Annotated in this window: 25 protein-coding genes and 1 tRNA gene; 17 read left to right on the top strand and 9 right to left on the bottom strand. The window is 66.6% G+C overall.

The window, feature by feature from the left end; genetic code table 11:
- Positions 1-211 precede the first annotated feature (211 nt).
- Genes ileS through ndk form a run of 4 tightly spaced genes read left to right on the top strand, consistent with a single transcriptional unit; the run spans position 212 to position 5,785 of the window.
- Complete coding sequence (gene ileS, locus MICSW_RS08395) at positions 212-3,613, top strand: isoleucine--tRNA ligase (protein ID WP_464495158.1); 3,402 nt, start codon at positions 212-214, stop codon at positions 3,611-3,613.
- Entirely contained in the window at positions 3,610-4,962 is a 1,353-nt protein-coding gene (locus MICSW_RS08390; RefSeq protein ID WP_228178222.1) for a bifunctional folylpolyglutamate synthase/dihydrofolate synthase, read from the top strand. Before ileS ends, MICSW_RS08390 begins: the two co-directional genes overlap by 4 nt.
- Positions 4,959-5,366, top strand: a complete 408-nt coding sequence (locus MICSW_RS08385; protein WP_347425048.1) for a DUF4233 domain-containing protein — start codon at positions 4,959-4,961, stop codon at positions 5,364-5,366. Before MICSW_RS08390 ends, MICSW_RS08385 begins: the two co-directional genes overlap by 4 nt.
- Positions 5,367-5,368: 2 nt before the next feature.
- On the top strand, positions 5,369-5,785 hold the full coding sequence (gene ndk, locus MICSW_RS08380) for a nucleoside-diphosphate kinase (protein ID WP_228178224.1): 417 nt from the start codon (positions 5,369-5,371) through the stop codon (positions 5,783-5,785).
- A 39-nt stretch (positions 5,786-5,824) separates the two neighbouring features.
- Here ndk and MICSW_RS08375 read toward each other — a convergent pair whose 3' ends face one another.
- A complete protein-coding gene (locus MICSW_RS08375; RefSeq protein WP_292729267.1) occupies positions 5,825-6,091 on the bottom strand; it encodes a hypothetical protein in 267 nt (88 codons plus the stop codon).
- Between the two features lie 196 nt (positions 6,092-6,287).
- Positions 6,288-6,896 (bottom strand): vitamin K epoxide reductase family protein, encoded by a 609-nt coding sequence (locus MICSW_RS08370; protein WP_292733779.1) that lies wholly within the window; start codon positions 6,894-6,896, stop codon positions 6,288-6,290.
- A gap of 269 nt (positions 6,897-7,165) precedes the next feature.
- On the opposite strand from MICSW_RS08370, the gene MICSW_RS08365 reads away from it, so the two are divergent.
- On the top strand, positions 7,166-9,631 hold the full coding sequence (locus MICSW_RS08365; protein ID WP_292733791.1) for an Rne/Rng family ribonuclease: 2,466 nt from the start codon (positions 7,166-7,168) through the stop codon (positions 9,629-9,631).
- 9 nt (positions 9,632-9,640) lie between these two features.
- Here the strand turns inward: MICSW_RS08365 and MICSW_RS08360 are convergent, their stop codons facing one another.
- Together MICSW_RS08360 and MICSW_RS08355 are read right to left on the bottom strand one after the other, a co-directional pair.
- Complete coding sequence (locus tag MICSW_RS08360; RefSeq protein ID WP_228178227.1) at positions 9,641-9,916, bottom strand: DUF4031 domain-containing protein; 276 nt, start codon at positions 9,914-9,916, stop codon at positions 9,641-9,643.
- A gap of 118 nt (positions 9,917-10,034) precedes the next feature.
- Positions 10,035-11,228, bottom strand: a complete 1,194-nt coding sequence (locus MICSW_RS08355; RefSeq protein WP_228179575.1) for an integrase — start codon at positions 11,226-11,228, stop codon at positions 10,035-10,037.
- A gap of 267 nt (positions 11,229-11,495) precedes the next feature.
- Here MICSW_RS08355 and rplU point away from each other — a divergent pair, with 267 nt between their 5' ends.
- From rplU to MICSW_RS08305, 10 genes are all read left to right on the top strand, one after another.
- Positions 11,496-11,804, top strand: a complete 309-nt coding sequence (gene rplU / locus MICSW_RS08350; RefSeq protein WP_228178970.1) for a 50S ribosomal protein L21 — start codon at positions 11,496-11,498, stop codon at positions 11,802-11,804.
- Positions 11,805-11,823: 19 nt separating this feature from the next.
- Positions 11,824-12,081 (top strand): 50S ribosomal protein L27, encoded by a 258-nt coding sequence (rpmA, locus tag MICSW_RS08345; protein WP_228178968.1) that lies wholly within the window; start codon positions 11,824-11,826, stop codon positions 12,079-12,081.
- 95 nt (positions 12,082-12,176) lie between these two features.
- Positions 12,177-13,685, top strand: coding sequence for a GTPase ObgE (gene obgE, locus MICSW_RS08340; RefSeq protein WP_464495150.1), 1,509 nt, complete (start codon positions 12,177-12,179; stop codon positions 13,683-13,685).
- Entirely contained in the window at positions 13,682-14,509 is an 828-nt protein-coding gene (proB, locus tag MICSW_RS08335; RefSeq protein WP_228178964.1) for a glutamate 5-kinase, read from the top strand. The genes obgE and proB overlap by 4 nt, the downstream gene beginning before the upstream one ends.
- Before the next feature lie 10 nt (positions 14,510-14,519).
- The gene (locus MICSW_RS08330; RefSeq protein ID WP_464495148.1) at positions 14,520-15,800 is read left to right on the top strand and encodes a glutamate-5-semialdehyde dehydrogenase; all 1,281 of its coding nucleotides are present in this window, start codon (positions 14,520-14,522) and stop codon (positions 15,798-15,800) included.
- 51 nt (positions 15,801-15,851) lie between these two features.
- Entirely contained in the window at positions 15,852-16,076 is a 225-nt protein-coding gene (locus MICSW_RS08325) for a hypothetical protein (protein WP_228178960.1), read from the top strand.
- Positions 16,077-16,083: 7 nt separating this feature from the next.
- Entirely contained in the window at positions 16,084-16,680 is a 597-nt protein-coding gene (gene nadD, locus MICSW_RS08320) for a nicotinate-nucleotide adenylyltransferase (RefSeq protein ID WP_228178958.1), read from the top strand.
- A complete protein-coding gene (locus tag MICSW_RS08315) occupies positions 16,677-17,726 on the top strand; it encodes a hypothetical protein (protein ID WP_228178956.1) in 1,050 nt (349 codons plus the stop codon). Before nadD ends, MICSW_RS08315 begins: the two co-directional genes overlap by 4 nt.
- Before the next feature lie 73 nt (positions 17,727-17,799).
- Positions 17,800-18,150, top strand: coding sequence for a ribosome silencing factor (gene rsfS / locus MICSW_RS08310; protein WP_464498286.1), 351 nt, complete (start codon positions 17,800-17,802; stop codon positions 18,148-18,150).
- Between the two features lie 76 nt (positions 18,151-18,226).
- Positions 18,227-18,302: transfer RNA gene (locus tag MICSW_RS08305), tRNA-Ala, on the top strand.
- A 64-nt stretch (positions 18,303-18,366) separates the two neighbouring features.
- Here MICSW_RS08305 and MICSW_RS08300 read toward each other — a convergent pair.
- Positions 18,367-19,053 carry a hypothetical protein gene (locus tag MICSW_RS08300; RefSeq protein ID WP_292726935.1) on the bottom strand — a complete coding sequence of 229 codons (687 nt, stop codon included), beginning with the start codon at positions 19,051-19,053 and terminating at the stop codon, positions 18,367-18,369.
- A gap of 63 nt (positions 19,054-19,116) precedes the next feature.
- The gene (locus MICSW_RS08295) at positions 19,117-20,409 is read right to left on the bottom strand and encodes a M15 family metallopeptidase (RefSeq protein ID WP_464495145.1); all 1,293 of its coding nucleotides are present in this window, start codon (positions 20,407-20,409) and stop codon (positions 19,117-19,119) included.
- A 42-nt stretch (positions 20,410-20,451) separates the two neighbouring features.
- Here MICSW_RS08295 and MICSW_RS08290 point away from each other — a divergent pair, with 42 nt between their 5' ends.
- Positions 20,452-21,729 (top strand): glycoside hydrolase family 3 N-terminal domain-containing protein, encoded by a 1,278-nt coding sequence (locus MICSW_RS08290; protein WP_464495143.1) that lies wholly within the window; start codon positions 20,452-20,454, stop codon positions 21,727-21,729.
- A gap of 9 nt (positions 21,730-21,738) precedes the next feature.
- Here MICSW_RS08290 and MICSW_RS08285 read toward each other — a convergent pair whose 3' ends face one another.
- Genes MICSW_RS08285 through MICSW_RS08275 form a run of 3 tightly spaced genes read right to left on the bottom strand, consistent with a single transcriptional unit; the run spans position 21,739 to position 24,216 of the window.
- On the bottom strand, positions 21,739-22,464 hold the full coding sequence (locus MICSW_RS08285) for an SOS response-associated peptidase (RefSeq protein ID WP_464495141.1): 726 nt from the start codon (positions 22,462-22,464) through the stop codon (positions 21,739-21,741).
- A gap of 9 nt (positions 22,465-22,473) precedes the next feature.
- Positions 22,474-23,475, bottom strand: a complete 1,002-nt coding sequence (locus MICSW_RS08280; RefSeq protein WP_464498283.1) for an App1 family protein — start codon at positions 23,473-23,475, stop codon at positions 22,474-22,476.
- 39 nt (positions 23,476-23,514) lie between these two features.
- Positions 23,515-24,216, bottom strand: coding sequence for a DedA family protein (locus MICSW_RS08275; RefSeq protein ID WP_292726925.1), 702 nt, complete (start codon positions 24,214-24,216; stop codon positions 23,515-23,517).
- A gap of 42 nt (positions 24,217-24,258) precedes the next feature.
- On the opposite strand from MICSW_RS08275, the gene MICSW_RS08270 reads away from it, so the two are divergent.
- A complete protein-coding gene (locus MICSW_RS08270; protein WP_464495136.1) occupies positions 24,259-25,581 on the top strand; it encodes an anthranilate synthase component I family protein in 1,323 nt (440 codons plus the stop codon).

Below are 25,581 nucleotides of genomic sequence, written 5' to 3'. Positions count from 1 at the left end.
GAATCGAGCAATCAGCACCGATCCGGCCATCACCGGGGAGCTCTCGGAAGAACGGTCCCGCGAGGGGCTCAGTAGAACCGAGCGGGTCAGGCCCGTCACAGCCGCAGTGAGAGGGGCTGGACCGGACGCAGACCGGACCGGCACGCAGGGTGGTACCGCGGCTCGCGAGAGTCGTCCCGGCAGATGATGTCCGTGACCCCTGCGAGATGACATGAGCTACCCCCGCCCCTCCGCCTTCGGCCCCGCCGCTGACGTTTCGCCGTGCCCGCGCTTTCCTGCGATTGAGCGCGACGTGCTCGCGTTCTGGAAGCAGGACGACACCTTCCGTGCGTCGATCGAGCAGCGCGACGGCGCACAGGAGTGGGTCTTCTACGACGGCCCGCCGTTCGCGAACGGACTCCCGCACTACGGGCACCTTCTCACGGGCTACGCGAAGGACCTCTTCCCGCGATTCCAGACCATGCGCGGCAAGAAGGTCGACCGCGTCTTTGGATGGGACACGCACGGCCTGCCCGCCGAGCTCGAGGCCATGAAGCAGCTCGGCATCACCGAGAAGGCCGAGATCGAACAGATGGGGATCGCCGCGTTCAACGCGAAGGCCCGCGAATCCGTGCTGACCTACACCCGCGAGTGGGAGGACTACGTCACCCGGCAGGCTCGGTGGGTCGACTTCGAACGCGGCTACAAGACGCTCGATGTCGGATACATGGAGTCCGTGCTCTGGGCTTTCAAGAGCCTCTACGACAAGGGGCTCGCGTACGAGGGCTACCGCGTGCTGCCGTATTGCTGGCGCGACGAGACCCCGCTCTCGAGCCACGAGCTGCGCATGGACGACGACGTCTACAAGATGCGCCAAGACCCCTCAGTCACCGTGACCTTCCCGCTGGTCGGCGCGAAGGCTGAGGCCCTCGGACTCACCGCTGTCCGCGCACTCGCGTGGACGACGACGCCGTGGACCCTGCCGACAAACCTCGCGCTCGCGGTGGGTCCCGACATCCGTTACGTCGTCCTGCCCGGTGGCCCGAACGGTGCGGCGGACGTCCACCGTACGCCTGGGGGAGCGGCTGACGACGCGGTCGAGACGATGGCGCACGAGTACCTGCTCGCCGAAGACCTGCTCGCCGGCTACGCGAAGGACCTGGGGTACGAGAGCCCAGAAGAAGCTCGTGCCGCTGTCTCCCGCAGCATCCTGGGTTCGGAGCTCGCGGGCGTCTCGTACGACAGGCTCTTCGACTACTACGCGGATGCCGAGACCTGGGGCACCCAGAACGCGTGGCAGATCCTCGTCGACGATTACGTCACGACCAGCGACGGCACCGGCATCGTCCACCAGGCCCCGGCCTATGGTGAGGATGACCAGCGGGTTTCGGAGGCTGCCGGCATCCCGACGATTCTCTCGCTCGACGAGGGTGGTCGCTTCCTGCCGCAGGTGACGGATGTCGCCGGGCAGCTGTGGATGGACGCCAACCGTCCCCTCATCCGCCTGCTGCGCGACGGCGGCCGGTTGCTGCGCGAGGCCAGCTACGAGCACTCCTACCCTCACTGCTGGCGGTGCCGGAACCCCCTCATCTACAAGGCAGTCTCGAGTTGGTTCGTGCGCGTGACCGAGATCAAGGATCGCCTGATCGAACTCAACGAGCAGATCACCTGGGCTCCCGAGAATGTCAAGCACGGCCAGTTCGGCAAGTGGCTCGAGGGCGCGCGCGACTGGTCGATCAGCCGCAACCGCTATTGGGGCTCTCCCATCCCGGTCTGGAAGAGCGACAACCCCGAATACCCGCGCGTCGATGCGTACGGGTCGCTCGAGGAGCTCGAGCGGGACTTCGGCACACTCCCACGAAACGAGGCAGGAGAGGTCGACCTGCACCGGCCGTACATCGACGACCTCACGCGCCCGAACCCCGACGACCCCACCGGTCAGTCGATGATGCGCCGCATCGAGGATGTCTTCGATGTGTGGTTCGACTCGGGGTCGATGCCCTACGCGCAGGTGCACTACCCGTTCGAGAACCACGACTGGTTCGATGAGCACGCGCCCGCCGACTTCATCGTCGAGTACATCGGTCAGACCCGCGGCTGGTTCTACGTCATGCACGTGCTCTCGGGTGCCCTGTTCGACCGCCCGGCCTTCACCGGCGTGTCCTGTCACGGCATCGTGCTGGGTTCGGACGGGCAGAAGATGTCGAAGTCGTTGCGCAACTACCCCGATGTATCGGAGGTCTTCGACCGCGATGGGTCGGACGCGATGCGCTGGTTCCTCATGTCGAGCTCGGTGCTGCGCGGCGGCAACCTCGTCGTCACCGAGGAAGGCATCCGTGCGGGAGTCCGCGAGTTCCTGCTGCCGCTGTGGAACGCCTGGTACTTCTTCGCCACCTACGCCAACGCCGCTGCCGGACCCAATGGCGCCGGCTACGAGGCGTCGTGGCGCACCGACTCGACCGATGTGCTCGACCGCTACATCCTGGCGCTTCTTGGAGACCTGGTTGCCGGTGTCGCTGCCGACCTCGAGGTACTGGACTCGACGAGCGCTGCCGAGAAGCTCCGCGATTTCGCCGAGGCGCTTACCAACTGGTACATCCGCCGTTCGCGCGACCGATTCTGGGAGGGCGTCACCGACGACCCGCGTTCCCGCGAGGCGTTCGACACCCTGTACACGGTCCTCGAGACCCTCACTCGCGTGGCTGCGCCGTTGATCCCGCTCGTCGCAGAGCGCGTCTGGCAGGGGCTCACCGGCGGACGCAGCGTCCATCTGCAGGACTGGCCGGATGCGGCATCCTTCGCGCCCGCTGCCGACATCCGCACCGCGATGGATGCCGTCCGCGAGGTATCCAGCGTCGCGAACGCGCTGCGCAAGAAGGAGGGCAAGCGCGTGCGCCTGCCGCTCTCGCGCCTCACGGTGGCTGTGACCGATGCCGCGGCCCTCGGCCAATTCGAGGGGATCCTGCGCGACGAGCTGAACGTCAAGAGCGTCGAACTCGTCGAGCTCACGGAAGGCCTGGCCGAGTCCTACGGCATCAGCCAGCGGCTCGCGGTCAACGCGCGGGCTGCGGGCCCGCGCCTTGGCAAGCAGGTGCAGCACGTCATCGCCGGCGCACGAGCCGGCCTCTGGAGCGAAGAAGATGGCGTGGTCGTCGTCGACGGGATCACGCTCGAGCCCGGCGAGTACGAACTCACCCTCGAAGCCGGGGGAGTAGCCGAGGGCACCGCGATCGCGCTTCTCGCGGCCGGAGGGTTCGTGCTGCTCGACACGACCACCACGCCGGAACTGGAGGCCGAAGGGCTGGCGCGCGACGTCATCCGGGCTGTTCAAGACACGCGTAAGGCTGCGGGATTCGACGTCAGCGACCGCATCCGGCTTCGGCTGCTCTTCCAGAACGCGGATGACGGCCACGCGGTCCAGTCCGCGTTCGAGGCTGCCGACGTTGCGGGGGAGACGCTCGCCGTCGACGCGCGGGTGCTGATCGCGGGGGAGCTCGACCCGGCCGATGCCGGCGGCGTGAACACGTTCTCTGCCGTTGCCGCGCGCGGGCACGGTGTGAACGTCGCGAAAGGAACCTACGCGAACCGCGGTTCGTTCATGGTCGTGGTCGAGCGCATTGGAGGAGCAGCATGAACGAGCGAGAGCGCGCAGACGCCGTCTACGACATCCTGCTGACCCGCCAGGGAGAGCAGTGGGTGCAACCGCGGATCGAGCGCACACAGAAGCTGCTGGACTACCTCGACAACCCACAGCGCACGTACCGGGTCGTGCACGTCACCGGAACGAATGGCAAGACCTCCACGAGCCGCATCATCGAGAGTCTCATCCGTGCCCACGGGCTGCGCACCGGAATGTTCACGAGCCCGCATCTCGAGCGATTCACCGAGCGCATCCTCATCGACGGCGAGCCGGTGACCGACGAGGCCCTCGTGGCGGCCTGGGACGAGATCGCACCCTTCATCGATCTCGTGGATGCCGAACTCACGGCATCCGGTGATGCGGAACTCACCTTCTTCGAGCTGCTGACGGTGCTGGCCTTCGTCGTGTGCGCTGACGCGCCCGTCGATGTGCTGGTGCTCGAGGTCGGGATGGGCGGACTGTGGGACTCCACGAACACTGCCGATGGCGATGTCGCCGTGTTCGCGCCCATCGACCTGGACCATGCCGCGAGGCTGGGCGACACGATCGAGCAGATCGCCACCGTGAAGGCTGGGATCATCAAGGAGGCTGCGGCTGTCGTTTCTGCCCGGCAGGCGCCGTCAGCTGAGGCGGTCCTGCGCGGACAGTCCGGACGACGAGACGCGACGTTTGCTATCGAAGGCGACCAGTTCGCGCTGCAGAAGTCTGCCCTCGCCGTCGGCGGTCAGCTGATTTCGGTCCGCGGGCTGGCCGGCGAGTACCCCGATCTTTATCTTCCGCTGTACGGATCGCACCAGGGTTTCAACGCAGCCCTCGCCATCGCGGCTGTAGAGGCCCTGATCGGCGGCGGGCAGCAGCCCATCGCTTCTGATGTGCTCGTGGAAGGTCTGTCCAGTGTCACGTCTCCGGGGCGGCTCCAACTCGTCGGAACGGACCCGACTGTGCTCGTGGATGCTGCACACAACCCCCACGGCGCGCGAGCTCTCGCCCAGGCACTCGGCGAATCCTTCGACTTCGACGAGTGGGGAGTGGTCGTCGGCATCCTCTCGGACAAGGACGCCGACGGTATCGTCACTGCACTGAGTGAGGTAGCCGCAGAGTTCTTCGTCACCGCGCCCGACTCGGACCGCGCAACGGATGCCGATGCGCTGGCCGACCTGCTCGAAGCCCGAGGTCTTCCCGCAGCCGTCTTCCCCGAGCTGGAATCTGCTGCCGAGGCTGCACGGTCGTGGGCGAGCGCAGCGCCGCGGCGCGCCGTCATCATCACCGGCTCGGTAGTCCTCGCCGGCGAAGCGATCACGCTCTCGGCAGACAATGAGTGGAAAGCGGGGTCAGGCGCGTGAGCGCGGACGAGCCCGCGGCGCCCCGCCGCACCCGCGGTGCTCGCGAGTCCCTCGGGTCGGTCGTTCTCGGCTTCGAGTCGATCATCGTGTTCCTCGGCGGCCTTGTCGTCTACGGCCTTCGTGTGCTGCCCGACGGGATCGAGCCGTGGTGGGGGATCGTTGCCGGGTCCGTGCTTGCACTGGTGATGGTCGTCATAGCTGGACTCCTCCGCCACTCCTGGGCAATCGCGGTGGGCTGGGCTCTTCAGGTGGTCGTTCTGCTCGGCGGCTTTCTGGTGCCGGCCCTCGTCGTCGTCGCGATCATTTTCGGTGGCATGTGGGCGTATGCGACGATCAAAGGGGCATCTCTCGATGCTCGCAACGCCCGACGCGCGGCACCCCCCGAACCCTCGAACGGAGAATAACGATGTCGACCGAAGAGACCCTCGTTCTGGTGAAGCCCGACGGTGTAGCGAGGGGCCTGACTGGCTCGATCCTCGCGCGCATCGAAGCGAAGGGATACGCCCTCGTCGACATCCGTTTGGTCGAACCCGACCGCGATCGGCTCGAGAAGCACTACGCCGAGCACGCCGGGAAGCCGTTCTATGAGCCCCTTCTCGAGTTCATGATGTCCGGTCCGTCGGTGGCCATTCGTCTCGCCGGCAATCGGGTGATCGAAGGCTTCCGGTCTTTGGCAGGCACCACCGACCCCACGACGGCAGCGCCGGGAACGATTCGCGGCGACTTCGGCCGCGACTGGGGGCTGGCGGTCCAGCAGAACCTCGTTCACGGCTCCGACAGCCCCGAGTCCGCCGCGCGCGAGCTCGAGATCTGGTTCGGTTGACGACTCGGCGGCGCTGCTCGGACGGATCCGTGGGAGTCGTCAGGGTGCGACGGTGAATTCGACCGCCGCCGAGGCGCACGACGCTCCCTCGGGACACGTCGCGATGTCCCAGTAGTTCGAGATCGACGCCACGGCCTGCCCCGGGCGGATCGTCGGTGGGACAGTGATGGACACCGCGAACGACCCGTCCGGGTCCGGCGTGACACGCGCTTGCGCGAGCGGAATCGTCTCGCCGACCGGCTGGATTCGCACGGTCAGCTCCGCGCCGGCGGGGAGGGGGCAAGCATCCGTGGTAGAGACTGTCACGATTCTGCCTGGCCTCGGGTTGTCGGGATCGACGGTCAGGGCCGGGACGCACACCGTGGATGGAGCGCTCAGGCATGACGTCAACGGTGCGCACACGACAACGAGGAGCATCGCCATGACTCCAATGCTGACGCGCCGATTCATGGCGCCACGTTAGGCCTGCGCGCCCCGACCCGTCCAGCGGCGCGGCGTGATTCTAGAGACCGAAGATGTTGGTCAGGGCCCGTGTCGGTGCCAGCTGCGCGACGATGACGATGATGCCGTAACTCACGATTGTCGCCAGCGGTACCCACCTCATGAGACCGCGCGAGAACCGCAGCAGGCCGGGCGATGTTCCAAAGGCGCCCGAGCGCATGGCGTGGACGGTGACGGCGTAGAACGTCGGAATCGTCACGCTCCACGTGACCATGCACCAGGGGCACAGGGTGCCGAGGACGAACAGGCTCTGGCTGATGAGCCAGATCACGAAACCGAACGCGAACAGCATCCCTGCCCAGAAAAGCAGCCAGAACCATCGAGCGAAGCGTGCGCCGGCCAGCAGCGCGGCACCCACGACGATCGGTGCCACCCAGCCAGCGAGCCCCAGGATCGGGTTGGGGAAGCCGAAGACACTTCCCTGCCACGACTGCAGATTCGCCGTGCACTGCACCAGGATGCTGAAGTCGCAGGATGCTGTCGCTTCCGGGTCTGCCAGAAGGTGGAATCGCTCGACGGTCAGGCTGAACGCGGCGTACCAACCGATGACACCGGCGAGGATGAGCCAGACGGCAAGGCCGATGGGTCGACGAGCGGATGCTGCGGGCATGCGTCAATTCTGGCATCCGTCTTCTTAGGAGACGCCTGAAAAGCGCGGGTCATCCGAACCAATGGAGTGTTTGTGCTCCGATAGTGCGATAATTGCCGGGACGAGTCCGCGGCCGCGCCGCGCGACATGTCGTCACAGACTTCCGGGCAATGGCTGCCCGTCGCAGCGTGAGCTTCGAGCCTGCTGCACACCGAGTTGATGAGCGACCTCCGGGTCGCGGAGATGTCGTCGGGCGACGCGCGGGGTCGCTCGGCAAGGAGTACGCCGACATGGGCGATGAGAACGATGTACAGAACACGATCGATGCCGACACGGAAGGTACACGAGACGACCTGACCGAGTCCTCCATCGCCGCCGAGACCGAGGAGCAGACTGCCTCGCAAGACGAGTCGACGGAGTCGGCGCCGGCTGAACACGATCCGGCTGCCGTTCCCGAGGCTGAGACGCCGGAGGGCGCGGTCGACGCGGAGCAGCCGGCCGCACAGGATGCCGGTGGCGAGGACGCTGCACCTGCTGACGAGCAGATCGACTCCGCCAGTGACGAGAACGCCGCAGCATCCGAGCCGCAGCACGATGGTGCGGCACCGGAGCAGTCAGCTGCCGAGTCGGAGAGTGACGAGGCTGAGACTCCCGCCGAGCCGGACAGCAACGACGAGGCTCAGGCGGCCGACGAGCCGGCGGGCCCGCCCACTGCCGTCAGTCTGGGGCTGCTGCCCGAGAACTTCGTGTCGTCGGTCTCGACGGCGCTGATGTTCTATGCGCCCGAGATCACGCCTCTTCCCGCACTTCCTGAGGACGAGCCTGACGACTCCGAGCCCTCCGGATCATCGCGGCGCCGCAATCGTCGCCGCGGTGGGGGAGAGTCCCGCGAGGACAACAGGTCTAACGGATCGCGTCAGCGTCAGGCTGAAGTGATCACCGAGCCGCAGCGGATCAAGGGGTCGACCCGTCTCGAAGCCAAGAAGCAGCGCCGTCGTGACGGGCGCGAAGCGGGCCGCCGCCGCACCGTCGTAACCGAAGCCGAGTTCTTGGCGCGCCGGGAGGCCGTCGACCGCGTGATGGTTGTGCGTTCGAAGAACGGACGGGTCCAGATCGGGGTGCTCGAAGACAACGTGCTCGTCGAGCACTACGTCGCTCGCAGTCAGGATGCCTCCCTCATCGGCAACGTCTATCTGGGGCGCGTCCAGAATGTGCTCCCGAGCATGGAGGCAGCCTTCGTCGACATCGGTCGGGGCCGCAATGCGGTGCTCTACTCCGGCGAGGTGGACTGGGATTCTGTCGAGACCGGCAACCAGCCGCGCCGCATCGAACTTGCGCTGAAGTCCGGCGACAAGGTTCTCGTTCAGGTGACGAAGGATCCGGTCGGACACAAGGGTGCGCGTCTCACGAGCCAGATCTCCCTGCCCGGCCGCTACCTGGTCTACGTGCCCGGCGGCGCGATGAACGGCATTTCCCGCAAGCTCCCCGACACCGAGCGCGCGCGGCTGAAGAAGATCCTCAAGGAGGTTCTCCCCGAGTCATCGGGCGTCATCGTGCGCACCGCGGCCGAAGGGGCCACCGAAGATCAGTTGACGCGTGACGTGCAGCGCTTGACCGCGCAGTGGGAGCACATCAACCGCCAGGTCGAGACCACCGGTGCTCCGGCGCTGCTGCACTCCGAACCCGACCTGCTGGTCAAGATCGTCCGTGACGTGTTCAACGAGGACTTCTCGCGGATGCTCATCCAGGGTGAAGATGCCCTGCACACCATTTCGCGCTACCTCGAAGGTGTCGCGCCCGACCTGCTCGAGCGTGTGTCGGCTTACGAGGGTGACGCCGATCCGTTCGACGAATTCCGGATCACGGAGCAGATCGAGAAGGCGCTGGACCGAAAGGTGTGGCTCCCCTCGGGCGGTTCGCTCGTGATCGACCGCACCGAGGCGATGACGGTCATCGACGTCAACACAGGAAAGTTCGTCGGCTCCGGCGGCAATCTTGAAGAGACAGTGACCAAGAACAACCTTGAAGCCGCTGAGGAGATCGTTCGTCAGCTGAGGCTGCGCGACATCGGTGGCATCATCGTTGTCGACTTCATCGACATGGTGCTCGAATCGAACCGCGACCTGGTGCTACGTCGCCTGGTGGAATGTCTGAGCCGGGATCGGACGAAGCACCAGGTGGCTGAGGTCACGTCCCTTGGCCTCGTCCAGATGACCCGAAAGAAGCTCGGCCTCGGCTTGCTGGAGACCTTCAGCGAACCGTGCGAGGTCTGCGCGGGTCGAGGGGTCATCGTTCATCACGATCCTGTCGTCAAGCACCGCACCGCGGCTTCCGGCAATGGTTCGCCGCGTCGGAGCCGAGGCGCGGCTTCCGGGAACGGTTCGTCCTCTTCCTCGTCGTCGTCTCAGGCGGGCAACGGCACGCACGTCATCACAGAGGGCGTGAAGTCGGCCCTCGCGCAGATCGCGGCATCCACGATTCACGCCCCCGTCGATGCGGCGGCCGTCGAGGAAGTCGTTGTGGCGGCGGTTCAGGAGGCGAGTGAGCCGGCCCCCGAGAAGCCCAAGCGTCGCAAGAAGAAGGCAGAAGCCGAGAAGCCCAAGTCCGAGAAGGAACTGCTCCTGGATTCTGTGCTCAACGCCCTACCCGAGCCGAAGGCCCCCGGCCAGGGACGCGGGCGGCGTCGTGTGACGACTGCCGCGCTGACAGGAACTCCCGTTTCTGCGACGCCAGCAGGGTCGGACGACGAGTCCTGACCGTCGTCCCTACGTGCCCTGACGGCGCTCACGTGCCGTCACACGCAGCCCCGACGCGATGAGCGCGCGAACCAGCGTGTGACCGTCGACGGGCCGCGCTCCGGCCGCCACGAGCCTCGCGTGCGCCTCGGCGGGAACGTCGTAGTGATCACGGTCGAAACCGCGGCGCGGGATGTCGTTTTGCTCCGCGAAGTCATGGAGCTCGGCGAGGTCAGTGTCGCTGATCAGGTGCGACCACAACCGGCCGTGCGCCGGCCAGCGGGGGTCGTCGATCAGAATCGTCACGCGCCGATCATAGGTGCTGGCCGACTGAGGTCGTCGGCGATGAGGGCCGCTCGCCTTGCCTCACGTCAAGATGTCCGGGTGTGATTCGTGGTTGCCTCACGTGAAATGTCCGCGTGGGTCATGCGGCGGGTCGGGTTCCCTGGGTGCGGGCTGAGGCCAGTTCGATGAGTTGTTGCTGGATCTGGTTGATCCGTCGGGTGATGCGTGCCGGGTTCAGCTTGGCATGCTCGTGCTCGAGGCGCGTCTTGGTCTTGGCGTCGAGGATGCCGTTGTCCAGGAGTCGCTGGTACGGGGTCCGGGGGGTGTCGTAGATCCGCTTCTTTCGGCCGGATCTCGTGGCGGTCCAGCCGGTCGCTTTCACGCAGGGCAGCAGGTGGTTCTTGCGGGCCATCACCAGGTCCCATAGCTCGTTCAGCAGCGTCATTTCCGCGTCGGTCTCGTACCGGTAGCGGAACGCGTGTCTGCGGATCCAGTCGCCGTTGCGTTGCTCGATGTGCGCGTTGTCGTTGTGCTGGTACGGTCGTCCGCGGGTCAGGGGGATGTCGCGGTTGTCGGCCCAGGCGATCACTGACCAGTTCAGGAACTCGGATCCATTGTCGAAGTCCATCCCGGCGATCGGCACCGGCGCGTGCTTCGCGATCCAGTTCAGCCCTTCGTGCACGTGCACGAACGCCTTGTTGCGGACGGTGCGCATCATCGTCCACCCGATCACCGGGTCGGTCGCGTTCAACGTCCACAGGTGCTCGCCCTTGAGGGTGTGGCCGCAGTGCGCGACGGTGTCCAGCTCCAAGAACCCCGGCACGGTCAGCGGGGCATCCATCGCGGTGCGCTGCGGGATCGACGACCGCAGGATGTGCGACGGTTTCGTGCCTGACAGCGCGACCGGGTATGCGGCATCCTTGTGCGGTTTCAGGTACCGGTCGATCGTCGCCGCGGACATCGACCGCAGTTCGTCGAGCACCAGGTCGGTGACCCGAGGGCCGACCTTGCCGAGTTCACCGAACCGGACGAGCCGTTCCAAGGTGTCGTCCATGACCGCGGCGAGGTACTTGCCCGAGGGCTGACCGGACAGCCGCCAGACCTCCTGCAACACCACGAGCGCGTCGTAGGAGTACTTCCGCTCCCGCGGTTTGCGGGGCTGCCGGCCCGCGGGACCGGTCCGGGCGTTCGCGGATCGGATCGCCCGCCGCGCATGATCCCGCGTCCACCCGGTCGCCGCGACGAGCCCGTCGAGGATCTCGCCCTTCGCATGCTTGTCCGCCCGCACATACTCGCGGGCGAACTTCTTCGTGATCTCACGGCGCGCGGCCATCGACAACTCCTGACTCACACGGCCAGAGAACTACGCGGACATTCCTATCTGAGGCAAACGCCACCGTTCCCGGACCTTTTACATGAGTCAAGTCGCCGCTTTGCGACTACGCCGCCGCATCGGGTAAAGTATTCCTTTGGTGCGTCGTGTGCCGCGTTCCGGACGGCGGCACGTCAGGGCCTCGGTTCCGCACCGCAGCGGTCATCCCCTACGGATGACCCCTCAGACAGACCGGAGCGCTGTGCTCCCAGAAGAAACAGGTGTGAAGTGGTTTACGCAGTAGTGCGCGCCGGCGGCCGGCAGGAGAAGGTTTCGGTCGGCTCGATCGTCGTTCTCGACCGTCTCGCCGCCAAGATCGGCGACAAGGTCGAGCTTCCGGCCGTGCTGCTCGTGGACGGCGACACCGTCACGACCGACGCTGCGAAGCTTTCCAAGGTCAGCGTGACCGCCGAAGTTCTCGGCGAAGAGCGCGGTCCGAAGATCGTCATTCAGAAGTTCAAGAACAAGACCGGCTACAAGAAGCGCCAGGGGCACCGCCAGGACCTCACGCGCGTCAAGGTCACCGGAATCAAGTAAGTCCCAGGAAGGCGCAGCAATGGCACACAAAAAGGGCGCTAGCTCTACCCGTAACGGTCGTGACTCCAACGCCCAGCGACTGGGCGTGAAGCGTTTCGGCGGCCAGGTCGTCAACGCCGGCGAGATCCTCGTTCGTCAGCGCGGCACGCACTTCCACCCCGGCGCGAACGTTGGTCGCGGCGGCGACGACACGCTGTTCGCGCTGTCGGCCGGCGCTGTCGAGTTCGGCACCAAGGGCGGCCGCAAGGTCGTCAACGTGGTGGCCGCCGCGGAGTGATCTGCAGCTGACATCAGTTTTCGGAAGGGGCGGGCTTCGGCTCGCCCCTTCCCGTCATCCGGCCCCGATAAGCATCCGAAGACAGGAGAAAGCGCATGGTCACTTTCGTCGACCGCGTCACCCTGCACCTTCGTGCGGGTAAGGGCGGCAATGGATGTGTGTCGGTTCGCCGTGAGAAGTTCAAGCCGCTCGCCGGACCCGACGGCGGCAACGGCGGCCACGGCGGCGATATCGTGCTGGTCGCCGACCCCCAGGTGACGACCCTGCTCTCTTACCACCACTCGCCCCACCGATCAGGTGGCAACGGCGGATTCGGGATGGGTGACAACCGATCCGGCGCCGCCGGCGAATCCATCGAGCTTCCTGTTCCGCTGGGTACCGTCGTGAAGGACCCGTCTGGCGAGGTGCTCGTCGATCTCGTTGAGCCCGGAATGCGTTACGTGGTGGCGCCGGGTGGTCTCGGCGGTCTCGGCAACGCCTCGCTCGCCTCACCGAAGCGTAAGGCGCCCGGTTTCGCACTTCTCGGCACTCCCGGCTGGGAAGGCGACGTCGTCCTCGAGCTGAAGACCGTGGCTGATGTTGCACTGGTCGGTTTTCCCTCCGCGGGAAAGTCCAGTCTGATCGCCGCCATCTCAGCCGCACGCCCGAAGATCGCGGATTATCCCTTCACAACCCTCCACCCGAACCTCGGTGTCGTCGAAGCCGGTGATGTGCGCTTCACCGTCGCTGATGTGCCCGGCCTGATCGAAGGGGCCAGCAGCGGCCGCGGACTCGGCCTGGAGTTCCTGCGGCATGTCGAGCGCTGCACGGCGCTCGTGCACGTGTTGGACTGCGCGACGCTCGATCCGGGTCGCGATCCGCTCACCGATCTCGATGTGATCCTCGCGGAACTCGCCGCCTATCCCGTTCCCGAGGGGCAACTGCCGTTGCTCGAGCGCCCCCAGGTCATCGCCCTGAACAAGGTCGACGTGCCCGAGGCTCGGGATCTCGCTGATCTGGTGCGTCCCGACCTTGAAGCACGCGGTTACCGCGTCTTCGAGATTTCGACGGTGAGCCGATCTGGTCTCCGCGAGCTGAGCTTCGCGCTGGCCTCCATCGTCGCCGAGCACCGGGCCGCGCAGGCGGACACACCGAAGCCCGAACGTGTCGTCATCCGTCCGCACGGCGCTCAGCAGGACTTCTCTGTCCGCGTCGAGGGCGGCACGTATGGCCCGGTCTACCGCATCCTGGGGGCGAAGCCTTTGCGGTGGGTCCAGCAGACCGACTTTCAGAACGATGAAGCTGTCGGATACCTTGCCGACCGGCTGGAGAAGCTCGGTGTCGAAGACGAGCTGTATCGCCTCGGCGCGACGCCCGGCGCGACGGTCGTCATCGGCGGCGACGACGGTGTGATCTTCGACTGGCAGCCCTCGCTGAGCTCCGTAGCGGAGCTGATGACGGCGCCGCGCGGCACCGATCCCCGCCTCGACCAGAACTCGCGGCGTACGACCGCGCAACGTCGCGAGCGTTACCACGAGCGAATGGACGCGAAGGCTGAGGCGCGGGAGGAACTCGAGGCCGAACGGCTGGCAGCACGGGGCGAGGCGGAGGACGACGAGCAGTGACTGTGACCGAGCGCGAGGGTCTCTTCGGTTGCCGACGGGTTGTCGTCAAAGTCGGATCATCGTCAATCAGCGGTGAGCACGCCTGGCGCATCGACGCGATCGTCGCCGCGATCGCTGCGGCTCATGGGCGCGGTACCGAAGTCGTGCTCGTCTCCTCGGGAGCTATCGCGACAGCCCTTCCGCTTCTGAAGCTCGACGGCCGCCCGGATGACTTGGCAACCCAGCAGGCCTCGGCCGCGGTGGGTCAGAACGTGCTCATGTGGCGGTACCAGACCAGCCTCGACCGGTTCGGCATCCTTGCCGGGCAGGTCCTGCTCACTGCCGGTGATCTGGAGAACGCGACGCACCGCTCGAACGCGCGGCGAGCCATGGAGCGACTACTGGGGCTTCGGATCCTTCCAATCGTCAACGAGAACGACACTGTCGCGACGCACGAGATCAGGTTCGGCGACAATGACAGGCTTGCAGCCCTCGTGGCCCAGCTCGTTGGTGCCGACGCTCTGGTTCTGCTCAGTGACATCGAAGCCCTCTACACGCGGCCGCCGGACGAGCCCGGTGCCACCCCGATCGATCGCGTGGAACCGGGCGATGACCTGCACGGTTTCCAGTTTGGTTCGGTCGTGGTCAACAGCGTCGGGACCGGGGGAGCCGCGACCAAGGTCTCCGCGGCGCGGTTGGCTGCGGCTGCCGGCGTGGGGGTCCTTGTCACCAGCGCCGATCGCGTTGACCAGGCGCTGCGCGGCGAGAACATCGGCACATGGTTCGCTCCGAATCCGCATCCTGTCGCATCTGCTCTCACCGGCCCCATCGCCGTCGATCGGTAGGCTGGCGATCATGTCAACCACGCTGATGTCACCGACGGATGCCGTCACCGGCGCTCGGGAGCGGATGCAGCACGCCAAGAGCGCTGCGCGCACGGTGGGCCTGCTCTCCGCGCAGCGCAAGAGCGACATGCTGAACGCCGTTGCGGCGCGACTGGAAGCCGACACCGATCGGATCGTCGAGGCGAACGCGGCCGACCTGCAACGGGGCCGCGACACCGGGCTCTCGGAGGCGCTCCAGGACCGGCTCCGCCTCGACCCTGTGCGGGTCGCGGCGCTGGCAGCAGCGGTGCGCGAGGTCGCCGAGCTTCCCGACCCGGTCGGTCGAGTGCTCGAGGAGCGTCGGCTCGAGAACGGCCTTGCGCTGACCAAGGTGGCGGTGCCGTTCGGCGTGGTCGGATCCATTTACGAAGCGCGCCCGAACGTGACAGTCGATATCGCTGCACTGGCACTGCGCTCCGGCAACGCTGTTGTGTTGCGCGGGGGCTCTGCCGCAGAGAACAGCAACCGGGCGCTCATCGCGAGCATGCGCGCGGCTCTCGAGAGCGTCGGCGTGGACCCCGAAGCGATCCAGACCGTGGATGACTTCGGGCGTGACGGGGCACGGGCCATGATGCAGGCTCGTGGCCTGATCGATGTGCTCGTGCCGCGGGGCAGTGCCCAACTCATCGAGACGGTTGTTACCGAATCGACCGTGCCGGTCATCGAGACCGGAGCCGGGCTCGTTCACATCGTTCTCGACGAGAGCGCGCGCGCCGATTGGGCGCTCGAGATCGTCGTGAACGCCAAGGCACAGCGGCCGAGTGTCTGTAACGCTGTGGAGACGGTGCTGGTGCACCGTGGTGCCGCTGACCGGCTCGTTCCCGACCTGGTGGCGGCTCTCCACGCAGCCGGCGTGACCGTGCACGGTGACGTCGACGTGTCGGCACGAGCCGAAGGAGTAGTCCCGGCCACACCGGAGGACTGGGCAACGGAGTACCTGAGCCTCGACGTCGCCATCCGTGTCGTTGACGACCTGGATGCCGCGCTCGAGCACATCCGCACATACTCCTCGCAGCACACCGAATCGATCATCACCGAGGATCCCGCGGCTGCTGAGCGCTTCCTCGCGGAGGTGGACTCTGCGGTGGTCATGGTCAACTCGTCGACGCGGTTCACGGACGGGGGCGAGTTCGGCTTCGGCGCCGAGGTCGGGATCTCGACCCAGAAGCTCCATGCCCGGGGTCCTATGGGGCTCCCTGAACTGACGAGCACGAAGTGGCTGGTGCGCGGTGCCGGTCAGGTGCGCGGCTGAGAGCTAAGCTGGATACGCGCACCTGTCGCCGCAGCCACGAACGGAGTTTCAATGACCCTCGTCTCGCTTCTCGCCTTCGCCGCAGAAGAGTCGGAGCACCACGGCAACGTGGCATTGGAGACCGTCATCTTCGGGATCATCGCCCTGGCTGTCTTCGGGCTCTTGGCGCTTGTGACTGCGTCGTATCGCAACGTCGCGAACCGTCACGCGCACAAGGCTGAGGCTTACGCAAAGACCCACGCGGCTGAGCTGCAGCGATCGGGGCACGGCCACTAGGCATCCGATGTCGGCAGCACGAGCACGCCGAATCGGGGTGATGGGCGGGACGTTCGATCCCATCCACCACGGGCACCTGGTCGCGGCAAGCGAAGTTGCCGACTCCTTCGGGCTGGACGAGGTGGTGTTCGTTCCCACCGGACAGCCCTGGCAGAAGAGCGACGTCACGGAGTCCGAGCATCGGTATCTCATGACGGTGATCGCGACGGCATCCAACCCCAGCTTCTCGGTCAGCCGTGTCGATATCGATCGAGACGGCCCGACCTACACGATCGATACTCTCCGTGACGTGCAGCGACTCAATCCCGACGCGGATTTGTACTTCATTACCGGCGCGGATGCGATTGCGCAGATCCTCAGCTGGAGAAATCATGATGAACTGTGGGAGTTGGCGCACTTTGTCGCCGTCTCACGACCCGGCCACGTCTTGAACACTGACGGGCTCCCTGTCGAGGACGTAAGCCAACTAGAGATCCCCGCGCTGGCGATCTCGTCGACGGACTGTCGAGGACGGGTTCGCGGGGGACACCCCGTGTGGTACCTGGTCCCTGACGGAGTCGTCCAATACATTGCGAAGCACCATCTGTATCGGAGCAACGAATGACGAATGAGCAGCAACCGAACCAGCCGTTGACGCGTCGGCAGCTTCGGGAGCTCCGCAGCACGGGTGCAACCCCGATCCTGACGCCCGAGGGCACGCCGATCATGCCGCCGGCCCAGGCGACGACAGCTGCGAACGAGGCCAAGGCGCCGTCCGACGCCGACGATCGTCAGGACGTCGGGCAGGCTCCTGCCACGGCGGACTCCGCCGATGAGGCGTCCGAGACCGGTGAGTCAGCCGAGCCCGCGGCATCCGGGGGATCGGTTGACCCCTCGAGAGAGCCCGCACCGGCTCCGGCGGAGGAGTCGCCAGCCGTGGCTGATAAAGGCCAGGGTTCGGGCCCTAGCCCGTCAGAGCCAACTCCCGATCCTGACGGGGCTCCTCTGACCCGCCGGCGCGCCCGGGAGCGTACCGGCAACACTGACGCTCTCGCCGTCAACAATCCTGACGGTGACCACCGTGTGCCCTTCGTCTCGGTTCCGCCGGTATCGCCGGAGGAGCATCCGATCTCCCAGGCCGCGGCCGGACTCGCGTCGGGCGAACCTGCGGAGCGCGGCACGGTGAGCCCGCAGCTCGGATCGGCACTGCTCGCTGGCGTGGCGACAGAGCCCGACCCGCGACCGAGTTTCGACCAGCTCATCTCGCGTCCCAGCGCGGGCTCGACCGGCACCGGCAGCGCGCTGATCGTTACGGATTCCCCGCCGCAGGGCATCACGGCCCCCGTCAACGCCACAGGCGAGGTGCTCGTCACCGGCAGCCTGGCACTGCCCGACCTTTTCGCGACGACCGGGCAGATGCCCGGCACCTCCGAGGGCTTTGACATCGATGCCACGTTTGCCGACGGGGAAATCCCGCAGCACTCGTCGCCGACGCCGATCGCCGCCAGCGCAGCGATCAGTACGGTGAAGACGACGGCCGAGATCATCAAGCCCCCCGCGCCTGAGAAGGGGTCGCGGCTCATGCTGACCCTCGCCATTACCGCAGGCGTTCTCGCGCTGGCTCTGGTCGGCGTCCTGATCCTCGCCTTCGCGACAGGGGTGTTCTCGTGACGCGCTGCGCCGGTTTGTTGGGTCACGCGAGCACGGGAGCGCGCGCGTGACGGCTACTGAAACGTCGAAGCAGATGCTCGCGATCGCGGCTGCCGCGGCTGAGGCGACGGGTGCCGAGGACCTCGTGGCGCTGGATGTCTCGGAGCCGCTCCCGCTCGTCGATATCTTTCTGCTCGCGACCGGTCGCAGCGAACGCAACGTCGCGGCGATCGCCGACGAGATCGAAGAGAAGCTGCTGGAGGCAGGACACAAGCGTCTGCGCCGCGAGGGCCGCCAAGAGTCGCGGTGGATCCTGCTGGACTTCGGTGATCTGGTCGTCCACGTGTTCCACGAGCAGGAGAGAGCCTTCTACGGCCTGGAACGCCTCTGGAAGGATTGCCCGATCGTCCCCATCAATCGACCGGCGCAGGCTGTCACAGACTGAGAGCGGATGCTGCATCGGTTCGGCTGGCGTTCGCCGATGTAGTAATCTGTTCTAGTTGCCTCTTGGGGCAGCATCCGGGCCTGTGGCGCAGCTGGTAGCGCACCTGCATGGCATGCAGGGGGTCAGGGGTTCGAGTCCCCTCAGGTCCACCAAACGAAGAAGGGCGCCCCGCGTGGGCGCCCTTCTTCGTTTGTACGGGGGACCGAAGCACCTTCTCTAGAACCAGGTGATGGGGATGATCACCGTCAGTCCGAGGCCGAGCAGGAAGATGCCGCTGCTCACGCCGATGAGGACCCACTGGGCGCGGCGGTTTCGGATCACCGCGGCGATACCGAGGAGGAAGAGCGAGATCGCCATCAGGACCGTGTTCAACGTCAATCGATCGCTGTACTGATTGGCTTCGTCGCCTCGAGCGAGCAGAGTTTCAGCCTCGGCATCCGTCTCCGACCATCCTCCGAAGAGCGCTTCAAGGTAGTCCTCTGAACCCTGCGGATCGGTGTAGGTCGTTGGGTCTGCCTCGTTCTCGGCCTGAGCCCTCGTGATCGCGGCGTCCAGGTCGTCTGAGACGCTCGTGAAGTACAACTGGTCGTACTTCTCCGATGCTGTGGCAGCGAGGTTCGGGTCTGCGCTGCCCATCTCGATCTGATACTCGAAGAGGCGTGTCAGGGTCTCGGCATCCTGCACGTACTGCTGGTTGGCTTCGAGGTAGAGCGACTCGGCCTCGGTCTGGGCTGCACCGCCGCGCGAGTACGCGGCGGCTTGTTGGCCGCCGTACAACGCCGCTTGGAAAGAAACGTACGCAGTCGCTACCGAAACGACGCCGAGGAGGATGACGATCAGCAGTTGCAGATCGTCGAGAAACGATCGGCGGGGTGCCGGGATCGCATCGGGAGAGTCGGGCATGAGCGAGATCGTACTGCCTCCGGGAGGCCGCTCAGAATAGGCGGGTGGGGTGGCGAAACGCGCTCAGCTGTAGACCGAGGTAATGCCCAAATACTCCTCGAGCGACAGCCCGCTGTTGTACACCGCCGTCGCGGTGTCGACGCCGAGGTAGCGCAGGTGCCAGGGCTCCCAGATGTATCCGGTCACGCCCTCTTTGCCCTGCGGATAGCGCACGATGAAACCGAATCGGTGCGCGTTGGCGGCGACCCATTGACCCTCGGGTGTGTAGCCGAACGCTTCCGTGATGGTGTTCAGATCGAACGCGAGGCCCGACTGGTGCTCGCTGTGCCCGGGCCGCGCCGAATAGCGGTCAGCGGCAGCCGAACCGTCGCGGGACGCATAGCTGTTGTAGACCTTGACCTGCGTCGCGTACGAGCGGAACCCGCTCGCGATCCAGAGGTTGTGGCCCACGGATGCCGCTTCCGCCCGCATCCGCTCGAACGCGGCGAGCGTGTCGCCGGTGAGCCCGTTCCCGTACCAGCTGGGGAGGCGATAGGTCTTGTTGACGATCAGGATGCCGTTGATGTACGTGGGCTGAACGCCGTCGTCCCCGCCGCCACTGTTGCCCCGCGCCTGCGCAGCCTCAGCTGCGGCTTGCGAGTCTTGGACCGCGGTCCATGATTGCTGGTACGCCCCGATCCGCTGCGACGCGCTACCAGCCGCCGGGTCGCCGAGCGCGGCGACCGCGGCAGCGTACGCATCCTTGGTCTCCTGCGAGGCAAGACTCGGCACCTCGACCGCTGCGCCGTGAGCTGCTGCCGACGCAACGACGGCGTCGATGTCGGCCAACGCCGCAGTGGTGGCGGCCTCAAGCTCCGAGGTCGACTGCTCAGATGTGTCGGCAGTCTCCGTCAGGTGGGCCGTATCCTCGGTGAGCGATTGTGCCTGCGCGAGCTGCGCCTCTCGGCCTTCGGGTACGTCTGGCGTCGAGCGCGGGTCGGGCGCGGTTGTCGTAGCCGTCACCTCACCCGGCGCGGCGATCGTCAGCAGCCCCGCCGCGACTAGTGCATCCAACGACGCTCGCAGCGCGTCGAGCGTTGCTGAGTCCTGCAGCATCTCGGCGTTCGTGACCTCGATGACCGTCGATGCCTCAGCCGCCGCAGCGATGGCATCCGTCTGGGCGGCACTGAACGCGGATGCCGATTCGTCGACGGCTTCTCCGGAGGCTACCCACTCAGCGAGTGCCTCATCGAAGGCGGCACGGGCCTTGGCGTTGTCGGTCGTGATCGTCCCGACGACGCCGGCCGTAGTGAACACCGCCGCGAAGCCGAGGAACGTGCGGCGCGCTATAGCGCGGTCTTTGCGGTTTGCCCCCATGAACACCAGGGTAGTGTGCGCCGGAGCGGGTACCGTGAAAAGGTGAGCGCGGCAGGTCGTCAAGGATTTCACGCGGGGCGCCGCGGAGAGCACGCCGGCGTGCTCACGACGCTCGTGCGTACGAGCCTCGCCACGGGAGCTGCCGCAGCCCTCGCGGTGGGTGCTCTGGGTGTCGCCCCCGCTGCAGATGCCGCCACCTCCACGCCCGGTGAATCGCAAGCACCGGCGGGCGAGGTCGTCGTGATCCCCGGTACCGCCGCGAGTGTCACGACGCGCGCAGCCGCGGCAGTCGTCGCGATGAGCCTGAACGAACGCGCAGCGAGCGTCATCATGGGGCACATCCCGACCACCGACCGGGGCGTTCTGCGCGATTACATGGCCACCACCGGGGTCGGCGGATTCATCCTGATGGGCGCGAACGTGCCCGGAACCGAAGACCGACTGCGCGAGATCACCGCGGCGCTCACGGTCGATCCTGCCGTTCCGCCGCTCCTGGGCATCGACCAGGAAGGCGGCGATGTGTCGCGTCTGCCCTGGGACGACTTTGCTTCCTCGGTGACGTTGAAGTACGAGCCGCCGGAGGCTACCGAGCTCGCTTTCGCCGGACGCGGAGCTCTCGTGCAGCGGGCTGGAATCTCGGTGAACTTCGGTGTCGTCGCCGACATCACCGACGACACCGGCATGTTCATCTATCGCCGCGCGCTCGGCACGACTCCCGAGAGCGGCGCCTCGCACGTTGCGGCAGCCGTGGTCGGGGAGGAACCCGAGGCCCTCTCGACCCTCAAGCACTTTCCCGGTCATGGCGCAGCTCCCGGAGATTCGCACCGCGGCATCCCGTCCACGACGGAAAGCTACGACCAGTGGCTGCAGACGGATGCCGTTCCCTTTGCGGCCGGCATCGAGGCGGGCGCCCCGCTGCTCATGTTTGGCCACCTCGCCTACACCTCGATCGACCCGAACCCGGCGACGCTCTCGAGCGAGTGGCATCGCATCGCGCGCGAAGAACTCGGCTTCGATGGCGTCGCCATCACGGATGACCTGGGGATGCTCGAGGCGTCGGGCCTGCGCGAGTACCAGGATCCCGTCGCCAACGCCGTAGCCGCCCTCGCCGCGGGCAACGACATGCTGCTGTCGGTGCTGGGAACGAACTCCGGGACCGCGGCGGAGCTGACGGCGGGCATCGTCACCGCCGTCGAGTCCGGCGCCCTTCCCGCGGAGCGCCTCGACGAAGCGGCGGTGCGGGTGATGACGCTGCGCCTCCAGGCCGCCGGCGCCGGTCGCGGTCTCGTGCCCTGCTCGTCGTGTGCTCCCGCGGCCTGATCCCCGTCGCTAAGGCAGCGGCGGCCCGGGAACGGGCTCGATCAGTGCGGGGGAGTTGTTGCGGACGTTCCCGACGTCGGCGCTGACCGGATAAACCTCCAGAGTGTCGGCGACAATCCCTGCAGCGTCGACTGCGGCATCCAGGATGTCTCGCGGATAGTCGACAGTGGGATCGAGCCAGGCATCGGCGTGATCGGGATCCATGAAGACGGGCATCCTGGCGTGGAGCGAGCCGAGTCCACCGGCAGAGGCGCGGGTGAGGATCGTGAACGAGAGCACCCACCGGTCGTCTGCGTCTTCGGCCTTTGACGGGTCCTTCCACCATTCGTAGAGCCCGGCGAACAGCAGCGGGGCGCCGTCGGCGGGGTGGATGAAGTACGGGGTCTTTCCGGCGTCAGTGCGATGCCACTCGTAGTAGCCGGTCACGGGGACGATCGCGCGTCGCTTCTCGAGGGCAGCGCGGAACATCGGCTTATCTTCGAGCTCCTCGGAGCGAGCATTGAACGCCCGCGCCCCGATCGAGAGGTCCTTCGCCCAGCCGGGAACGAGGCCCCAGCGCGCAGCTTCCAGCCGCCGAACCGGGGGTTCGGACTTCGCCGAATCGAGCACGACGGCAGCCTTGTCGGTGGGAGCGACGTTGAAGGACGGTCCGGGCAGGTTATCGCCGACGAGGTCGACCCGCAGCATCCCGACGAGTTCGGTTCCAACGCTTGCAACCACGAACCGTCCGCACATGCGGCAAGCCTACGCGGGGGATACCCCAGCGTCCTGGAGGCGATCGAGCAGGCCCGCACCGTCGGATGCCGTAACCCACGGTACTTCGGCAGCCGAGTGGTCGTTCACCGCGGTTCGGCCGCCAGCGAGCACGGCTTCGGCGGGGGAGAGGCGGCGGATCGCGACTGCTGCCACGTGGCCCGGGTTCTCGCTCGCGAAAGCCGTGTAGATCGCATCGTCGTGCTGCCCGTCGTCGCCCACGAGCAACCAGCGGATGTCGGGGAACTCCTCGGCGAGGCGCTGCAGACTGTGCTCCTTGTGGGCTCGTCCGCTTCGGAACCATCGGTCATGGGTGGGGCCCCAGTCCGTGAGCAGCAGCGCTCCTGGCGGGAAGAGGTGGCGTCGCATGAATCGCACCAGCGTCGGCGCGACGTTCCATGCCCCCGTCGACAGGTACACGACGGGAGAGCCGGGGTTCTCGCGCGCAAGCCGCTCGAGCAGCACCGCCATGCCCGGAACCGGCTGTCTGGCGTGTTCGTCGACGACGAAGGAGTTCCATGCCGCAAGAAGTGGACGCGGCAGTGCTGTGACCATCACGGTGTCGTCGACATCCGAGATGATGCCGAAGCGCGCGTCCTGTGCGACGACGAATACCCGTGATTCAACGGGAGCGCTGTCTTCGACCGTCATCGTGAACGTCTGCCAGCCCGGCGGAAGCGTGGCGTCGAGAACGACATCCACGACGCCGCCCCGGTCTGCTGCCACGGTGTGAGTCTTGCCTGCGACGGTTATCTGCACGCTGGCGAAGCCGACCGGAACCGCCAGAAAGCTGCGCCAACCTCGAACCGAGGCATACTCGCCGCCGCCGCGCGGTTTACGCGGCGGAACGATCAGTACTCGTCCGAGAACCCGGATCCAGCCATCGCCGCCGTACCCCGCGAACGGGGTCACCGTCGGCTTGTGGCCGCGCGCGCGGGCACGTCGCTCCCGCCAGGTGTGGAATCGTCGCTCAAGCCGTGCGAGCCACAGGATCTTGGGGGCGCGGGGGTTTCCTCCGGTCCGGGCACCCGTTCAGTCTGTCATGCCATCGGCAGCCGGGTTCCGTGTGGCGTCGCCGACGGGACTGCTCTCGTCATCCGCATCCATGTGCCGCCGCTCGATGCGATGCAGCACCTTCTTGCCCAGGTAGATGGCCAGGATGAACAGCGCGATCGCTCCGACGAAGATGTACCCGGCGTAGTGGGCACTGTCGGCGAGGTCGCGGTAGGTTCCCGCCGCGGCCGACGAGACCGACACGTAGATCGTCGCCCACAGGATGCATGCCGGCGCTGTCCACGCGAGGAACCGCCGGTAGGGGTACCCGGTCATTCCGACCGTGAGTGGAACGAGAGAATGCAACACCGGGAGGAACCTACTGAGGAAGATCGCGATCCCGCCGCGTCGATTGACATACAGCTCGGCTCGGATCCACGCACGCTCGCCGATGCGGGCGCCGAGGCGGGAATATCGGATGCGCGGGCCGAGGAAGCGCCCGAGCCAGAATCCGATGCTCTCGCCGATGAGGGCGCCGATCACGACGGCGACGCCGAGCGCGACACCCTCCCACGGGCCGGCGACGGCGGTGCCAGCAATGATCACGATCGTGTCGCCCGGAACGACAAGTCCGACCAAGACGCTGGTCTCGAGCATGATCGCAAGGCCAGCCACGAGGGTGCGCACTACCGGATCGACTGCCTGCACCGTATCCAGCAGCCACGTGAGCCACTCGTTCATTCTTGAAGCGTAGAGCCGCCGACAGCGTTTAGCCTGTGAGGCGTGACCACGCCGCCGTCGATCGTTCCGTTAGCGGCATGGCTCGACCCAGAGCGAGTCTTCTGTGGATGGGCTCATCGCTTCGAGAATGCGTTCTGGCTGGATGCCGGACCCGGTGCGACCTCAGGGCGGAGTTGGGTCGGTATCGGTGAGTCAGTCGCCTCAACCGTCGTCGAACAGGTGGTCGTGCGGGGAAGTGTTGCCGAAGACGATTCGCGCTCGGATGAGCGCGGTCCGAGGCCGGGGGGATGGGTCGGATGGTTCGGTTACGACGGCGGGGCCCGGCGAGCCGGGGCGCCGAGTCTCTCGGACGCGGATGACGAGACCCGATGGATGCGGGTGCGCGCTGTCGTCGAGTTCGACCACGCGACGTGCCGCGCGACGGTATTCGCGGGAGGCGACGCTCGAGAACTCGCCACCGAACTCGCTGCACTGCCGCATCCGGGTGCCGTCGGGGAGCCGACGCCGGTCGTCGCGTCCTCGCGGCACGACGCGGCCACGTACGCGGCTCTGATTGAGCAGTGCCGCGAGCAGATCCGCCAGGGAAACGCGTACCAGCTGTGTCTCACGACGCGATTCGAGGTGGAAGGTGCCGTCGATGCGGTGGCAGCCTACCGACGCCTTCGACGGGGCGTCAGCGCTCACCATGGCGGTTTCGTGCGGATCGCCGACCGCGCGCTGCTGAGCGCGAGTCCCGAGCAGTTCCTCAACGTCGACCGCGGCCGGGTGCGCACTCACCCGATCAAGGGCACCCGTCCCCGCTCTGCCGACTCCGTGATCGATGCCGAACTCGCCGAAGACCTGCGCACCGACGTCAAAGAGCGCGCGGAGAACGTCATGATCGTCGATCTGATGCGCAACGACCTCTCGCGCATCTGTGAGATCGGAAGCGTGACTGTCGAGCGGCTCTTCGATGTCGAGTCCTACCCGGCAGTACATCAGCTCGTGAGCACGGTTGCCGGCAACCTGTTTCCGGGCCTGGAGGTGGGCGAACTCCTGGGCGCGACATTTCCTGCCGGCAGTATGACCGGCGCGCCGAAGCTCTCGGCGATGTCCATCCTGCAGCGGCTGGAGGGCGCGCCGCGTGGCATCTTCGCCGGATGCTTCGGATGGGTTTCACCCCAGGGGGATCTGGATCTGGCAATGGTCATTCGCTCAATCGTCGTTGAGAACGGCCGCGCGTACGTCGGAGCCGGCGGCGGTATCACCTGGCTGTCGCATCCGCCGTCCGAGGTTGCGGAGGTCGTCGTGAAAGCCCGCGGACCGCTGGCGGCTCTTGGCGCATCCGTGCCGTCCGGTTGGACGATGGTCGCCCCGGACGCGTGA

The organism is Microbacterium sp. SW12 (assembly GCF_055391095.1).
The sequence above is the reverse complement of the archived record's forward strand: the minus strand, read 5'-3'. Positions and strand labels throughout refer to the sequence as shown.

Coding starts and splice junctions, on each gene's coding strand:
- MICSW_RS08390 (WP_228178222.1), top strand. CDS start 3,610: ATGAACGAGCGAGAGCGCGCAGACGCCGTCTACGACATCCTGCTGACC.
- MICSW_RS08275 (WP_292726925.1), bottom strand. CDS start 24,216: ATGAACGAGTGGCTCACGTGGCTGCTGGATACGGTGCAGGCAGTCGAT.
- obgE (WP_464495150.1), top strand. CDS start 12,177: ATGGTCACTTTCGTCGACCGCGTCACCCTGCACCTTCGTGCGGGTAAG.
- MICSW_RS08285 (WP_464495141.1), bottom strand. CDS start 22,464: ATGTGCGGACGGTTCGTGGTTGCAAGCGTTGGAACCGAACTCGTCGGG.
- MICSW_RS08295 (WP_464495145.1), bottom strand. CDS start 20,409: ATGGGGGCAAACCGCAAAGACCGCGCTATAGCGCGCCGCACGTTCCTC.
- ileS (WP_464495158.1), top strand. CDS start 212: ATGAGCTACCCCCGCCCCTCCGCCTTCGGCCCCGCCGCTGACGTTTCG.
- MICSW_RS08315 (WP_228178956.1), top strand. CDS start 16,677: ATGACGAATGAGCAGCAACCGAACCAGCCGTTGACGCGTCGGCAGCTT.
- ndk (WP_228178224.1), top strand. CDS start 5,369: ATGTCGACCGAAGAGACCCTCGTTCTGGTGAAGCCCGACGGTGTAGCG.
- MICSW_RS08325 (WP_228178960.1), top strand. CDS start 15,852: ATGACCCTCGTCTCGCTTCTCGCCTTCGCCGCAGAAGAGTCGGAGCAC.
- MICSW_RS08355 (WP_228179575.1), bottom strand. CDS start 11,228: ATGGCCGCGCGCCGTGAGATCACGAAGAAGTTCGCCCGCGAGTATGTG.
- rsfS (WP_464498286.1), top strand. CDS start 17,800: ATGCTCGCGATCGCGGCTGCCGCGGCTGAGGCGACGGGTGCCGAGGAC.
- MICSW_RS08330 (WP_464495148.1), top strand. CDS start 14,520: ATGTCAACCACGCTGATGTCACCGACGGATGCCGTCACCGGCGCTCGG.
- rpmA (WP_228178968.1), top strand. CDS start 11,824: ATGGCACACAAAAAGGGCGCTAGCTCTACCCGTAACGGTCGTGACTCC.
- MICSW_RS08300 (WP_292726935.1), bottom strand. CDS start 19,053: ATGCCCGACTCTCCCGATGCGATCCCGGCACCCCGCCGATCGTTTCTC.
- MICSW_RS08365 (WP_292733791.1), top strand. CDS start 7,166: ATGGGCGATGAGAACGATGTACAGAACACGATCGATGCCGACACGGAA.
- nadD (WP_228178958.1), top strand. CDS start 16,084: ATGTCGGCAGCACGAGCACGCCGAATCGGGGTGATGGGCGGGACGTTC.
- MICSW_RS08370 (WP_292733779.1), bottom strand. CDS start 6,896: ATGCCCGCAGCATCCGCTCGTCGACCCATCGGCCTTGCCGTCTGGCTC.